The sequence below is a fragment of the Vagococcus sp. genome, assembly GCF_036639995.1.
In the GTDB taxonomy this organism is placed as follows: domain Bacteria; phylum Bacillota; class Bacilli; order Lactobacillales; family Vagococcaceae; genus Vagococcus.
The window spans coordinates 5,503-9,838 of sequence record NZ_JAVWHO010000006.1 but is presented as its reverse complement, the minus strand read 5'-3'; the positions used below and the strand labels follow the sequence as shown (position 1 = coordinate 9,838).

Below are 4,336 nucleotides of genomic sequence, written 5' to 3'. Positions count from 1 at the left end.
GTTGACTAAAAAGTCAGTAGGAGTTAAACTATTACTAAATTAGTTAATGAGAGTAGGTGTTTGACAGTGACAAAGATAATTGAGATAAATAATCTGACAAAAAAGTATAAGGCGTTTAAAGCAGTTGATAATATCTCTTTAGTCATTGAAGAAGGTGAAATTTTTGGATTTATCGGGCCAAATGGTGCAGGAAAATCGACAACTATTAAAATGTTGTTGAATTTTATTTTTCCAACGAGTGGTGAAGCCAAAATATTAGGTATGGATTGTGTGAAACAAAGTATCGAAATAAAAAAATTAGTAGGTTATGTTTCAAGTGATGTTCGTTATTATCATGAAATGACGTCCCTTGATATTTTTAAATATACGGCTGAATTTCATGGTGTAAAAAATAGTAAGGCAGTTATTCAACATTATTTAGATTATTTTGAAATTGAACCAAATAAAAAAATATCTGATTTATCTCTTGGAAATAAAAAGAAGGTTGCGATTGTGTCTGCACTTCTTCAAAATCCTAAATTACTTATTTTAGATGAACCGACTAATGGCCTTGATCCAATGATTCAACATCGTTTGTTTGAAGTGCTAGAAGAAAAAAGTAGAGAGGGTGTCACTATTTTTTTATCTAGCCATGATTTACATGAAATTCAAACACATTGTGATCGGGCAGCTTTTATTAAAAATGGTCAAATCATTTCGATTGAGGCAATTAATAAAGGAAAAGAAATTGAGAAGAAAGTGATACTAAGTGCAAAAAATATAAAACAAGAGTCGTTAGAAGAAATTGGAGCTACTCAAGTAAAACAAAATGATGAGAATTGGCAGTTTATCTATAAAGAGGCGGTTAATCCATTGCTTCAATTGCTTAGTCAATACGATGTAGCAGACATTGAGATTAAGCCACTTGATTTAGAAGATAAATTCTTGTCCATGTACGAGTAGGAGGAAGAAAAATGACGATTTTTAAAATTGAATGGCAGAACAATAAAAAGAACTTACTAATTTGGACATGTGCCTTAGTTGTTATTGTGGCTGTTTTTATGAGTATTTTTCCTTCAATGGAGAATACAGGAATGAATGAGATGATGACAACTAAGCTAGAGACGCTTCCTCAAAATATGTTAAAGGCATTTCATTTAAATACAGGACCTAGTCTTGTTGAGCCAACAGGATTTTTTGCTTATATTTTTCAATATCTTTTCATCGCAGCTAGCATCTTTTCGATTATGCTCGGAAATAAAATGTTAGTTAAAGAAGAGACCGATGGCACGATTGAATTTTTATATGCTCAACCAATTAGTCGAAAAAAAATTATTTTTGGGAAAATAGTAGCCACTTTAAGCATGTTAGTTTGCTTTTGGAGTGTGACTTATCTAGCTAGCGTTGGTGTGACGCTTTTCTTTAATGATGGTATTCTTGAAAGGAAAGATATTTTAGTGTCGTTGACCAAAGTTTTTGGAACAGAATTTTTTGTTTTGGTTTTCTTTTTGAGTGTTGGTTTTTTATTATCCAGTTTTTTAAAACAAGTTAACCAAGGAATTAGTATGGGGCTTGTTTTTATCTCGTATTTATTAGGCATTGTTGGTGATTTAGAAGATAAGTTTTCATATTTGAAAAATATCTCTCCAATAGCTTTAGCAAATCCAGCTATTATTTTAGAAGAAGGTTGGAATATGGGATTGATTGTAATCTTAATAGGTGCAAGTTTACTGTTATTTACAGGGGCCATGTTAATTTATCAAAGAAAGGATTTGGAAGTTTAATGGAAGATAAACAGTTAGAAATTTTAAAAATAGCTACACGGGAATTTGCGGTGAATGGCTATTATAAGGCAAAAACAGATACGATTGCAGAAGAGGCAAAAGTATCGAAGGGATTAGTGTTTCACTACTTTAAGTCAAAGAAAAACTTATATATTGAAACAATTAGAGAAGCAGTAAAAACATTAGAAGCTACGTTTGATGAGTCTGAAATTCCACAAGATAGTCTGGTAGAATTATTTGACTATTCGCTGAAGAAAAAGTTTGAAATTGAACAAACACATCAAGATCAAATGCAATTAATGCTTGAAGTTTATAGTAATTTGGATCATTTGCCAGAGGAGTTAAATGATGAAATAGCTGAGTTTATTGAAAAAGTAAGAAATGATAATTACGAAATGGTGGCGAGGATTGTTCGTAGATTACCTATGAAAAATGGTGTTAGAGAAGAAGATGTTATTTCTTTAGTAGTGTCGCTTTTTAATCAACTAGAAGCAGAAGCTAAAGAATCAGTAAAGGGACAAGAAGTTAAAGAGCTTTCATTTTTTGACAAGCAAGTTAGTGATGCTAAACGAAAAATTAGTATTTTAGAGGATGGTTTCTTAAGAGTTAATAAAAACTTTTCACGATGAAGTGTTTCATTCGTGAAAAGTTTTTTTATTTGATGTATTAGACCATTCATTTGCCTCTAAATTTGATATAATAGTAAGAAGACCTTTTTTAGGAGGAACAAGATGAAAATTTTACACACGGCAGATTGGCATATTGGACGTAAATTAAATGGTTTTTCATTACTTGAAGAACAAAAAGATATGTTTCAAAAAGTATTAGCATTAGCTATAAAAGAAGAGGTAGATGCAATTGTTATTGCAGGTGATTTATATGATCGCTCAGTCCCTTCTGTTGAAGCTGTTTCTTTGTTTAATGAGATGATGATAGAAATGAATATAACGTCAAAATTTCCAGTACTAGCAATTTCTGGTAACCACGACAGCGCCACGCGTCTTGATACAGGAAGTCCGTGGTTAAAAACACAAAATTTTCATCTTCACACAAAATTAAGTCAGGCAATGGAAGCGGTAGAACTTAATAATATTCAGTTTTATTTGTTACCTTATTTTGAGCCTTTTCATGCTAGACAGTATTTTAATGATGACAGTTTGCGAGATATTCATTCAAGTATGAAAACTGTTATCGAAAAAATGAAAGAAAGTTTTGATCCTAAGAAAAAACAAGTCCTTATTAGTCATTTTTTTGCTGCAGGTGCGTCAAAAAGTGATTCAGAAACACCTCTAGAAGTTGGAGGGTTAGATAGTGTGCCAGTAGATATGTTGAATGAATTTGATTATGTAGCGCTAGGACATTTGCATTATAAAGACGCTATAAAAAATACGCCTCATGTTAAGTACAGTGGTTCATTGCTGAAATATTCTTTGTCTGAGGAACATCAAGAAAAAGGGATTAGACTGGTTGATATTAACGAATCAGAAGTTGTGAGTGAGTTTATTCCACTTACGCCCTTAAGAGATGTCCATCAATTAACAGGGTCTTTTAAAGAACTAACATCATTAGAATATTATTCTCAAGTTAACCGTGAAGATTACTTGGCTATTTCTTTAACAGATCAAACTGTCATCGTGAATGCTATTAATGAGTTGAGGCAAATTTATCCGCGTCTCATTAGTTTGGAACGAGTTAACCAGGTAACGCAGGAAAAAAATATTGAAAAAAAAGAGGAAACTTTAATTCAATTAAAACCTGAAGTTCTTTTAAAAAGATATTTTGAGGAAGTCACTGAAAAAGAATTAAGTGCCAAGCAACAAATATGGTTAGAAGAGGCCATTATAGAAAATAGTTTAGAGAGATAGGAGGAAAATCATGCAACCCATTCGTTTAAAATTAGAGAATTTTGGTCCATATAAGAATAGCTTGATTGATTTTTCCGACTTTTATGCGCAGTCCTTATTTTTGATTACAGGAAAAACAGGTGCAGGTAAAACAACTATTTTTGACGGTATGACATTTGCTCTTTATGGATCAACTTCAGGAGGTTTAAGACAAGGGCGTGAAATGCGCTCGAATTTTGCCGAAGTAGGTGATAAAACGAGAGTTACATTTACGTTTAAACAAGGAAATAAAACTTATGAGGTACTAAGAGAGCCAGAGCAGTTAGTTAAAAAGTTAAGAGGAGAAGGATTTAGAGAACAACCGGCTCTTGTTAGATTGACTGTTTTTGACGAAAATCAAAAAGAGATTGAGCAACTAACAAAACAAAAAGATGTAGGTATTTTTTTGAGTGAGTTAATTCAGTTGAATGAGTCTCAATTTTCTCAAATAGTGATGTTGCCTCAAGGGGAGTTTCGTCGTTTTTTAAATGCGGACAGTGATAGTAAAGAAAAAGTATTAAGAAAATTATTTAATACCTATTTCTATCAAGATATTGCAGAGTTTTTAAGACAAAAGAAAAAAATGCAAGAAGTATCTCTTAAAGATTTAAGGCAAGAATTAGCTCTTTTGATTACTCAGCTAGAGTGGCAAAAAGAATTTTCAGAGAATCACGAAGAAAATATGTATTA

General features: G+C 32.0%; 5 protein-coding genes. All 5 read left to right on the top strand.

The genetic code is table 11. From position 1 onward, the window contains the following. Positions 1 to 66: 66 nt before the first annotated feature. On the top strand, positions 67 to 942 hold the full coding sequence (locus tag RR554_RS03260; protein ID WP_332467408.1) for an ABC transporter ATP-binding protein: 876 nt from the start codon (positions 67 to 69) through the stop codon (positions 940 to 942). Between the two features lie 11 nt (positions 943 to 953). Beyond that, entirely contained in the window at positions 954 to 1,763 is an 810-nt protein-coding gene (locus tag RR554_RS03255; RefSeq protein ID WP_332467407.1) for an ABC transporter permease subunit, read from the top strand. Then, positions 1,763 to 2,392 carry a TetR/AcrR family transcriptional regulator gene (locus RR554_RS03250; protein WP_332462815.1) on the top strand — a complete coding sequence of 210 codons (630 nt, stop codon included), beginning with the start codon at positions 1,763 to 1,765 and terminating at the stop codon, positions 2,390 to 2,392. The genes RR554_RS03255 and RR554_RS03250 overlap by 1 nt, the downstream gene beginning before the upstream one ends. A gap of 102 nt (positions 2,393 to 2,494) precedes the next feature. After that, positions 2,495 to 3,628: an exonuclease SbcCD subunit D gene (locus RR554_RS03245; RefSeq protein ID WP_332462814.1), complete on the top strand. Its 1,134-nt coding sequence runs from the start codon at positions 2,495 to 2,497 to the stop codon at positions 3,626 to 3,628. Between the two features lie 10 nt (positions 3,629 to 3,638). Further along, the coding region (locus tag RR554_RS03240; RefSeq protein WP_332462813.1) for an AAA family ATPase at positions 3,639 to 4,336 on the top strand (698 nt) is incomplete at its 3' end.

Excerpts from the sequence above, each read along its gene's own strand:
- RR554_RS03255 (WP_332467407.1), top strand. The coding sequence starts at position 954 with ATGACGATTTTTAAAATTGAATGGCAGAACAATAAAAAGAACTTACTA.
- RR554_RS03250 (WP_332462815.1), top strand. The coding sequence starts at position 1,763 with ATGGAAGATAAACAGTTAGAAATTTTAAAAATAGCTACACGGGAATTT.
- RR554_RS03245 (WP_332462814.1), top strand. The coding sequence starts at position 2,495 with ATGAAAATTTTACACACGGCAGATTGGCATATTGGACGTAAATTAAAT.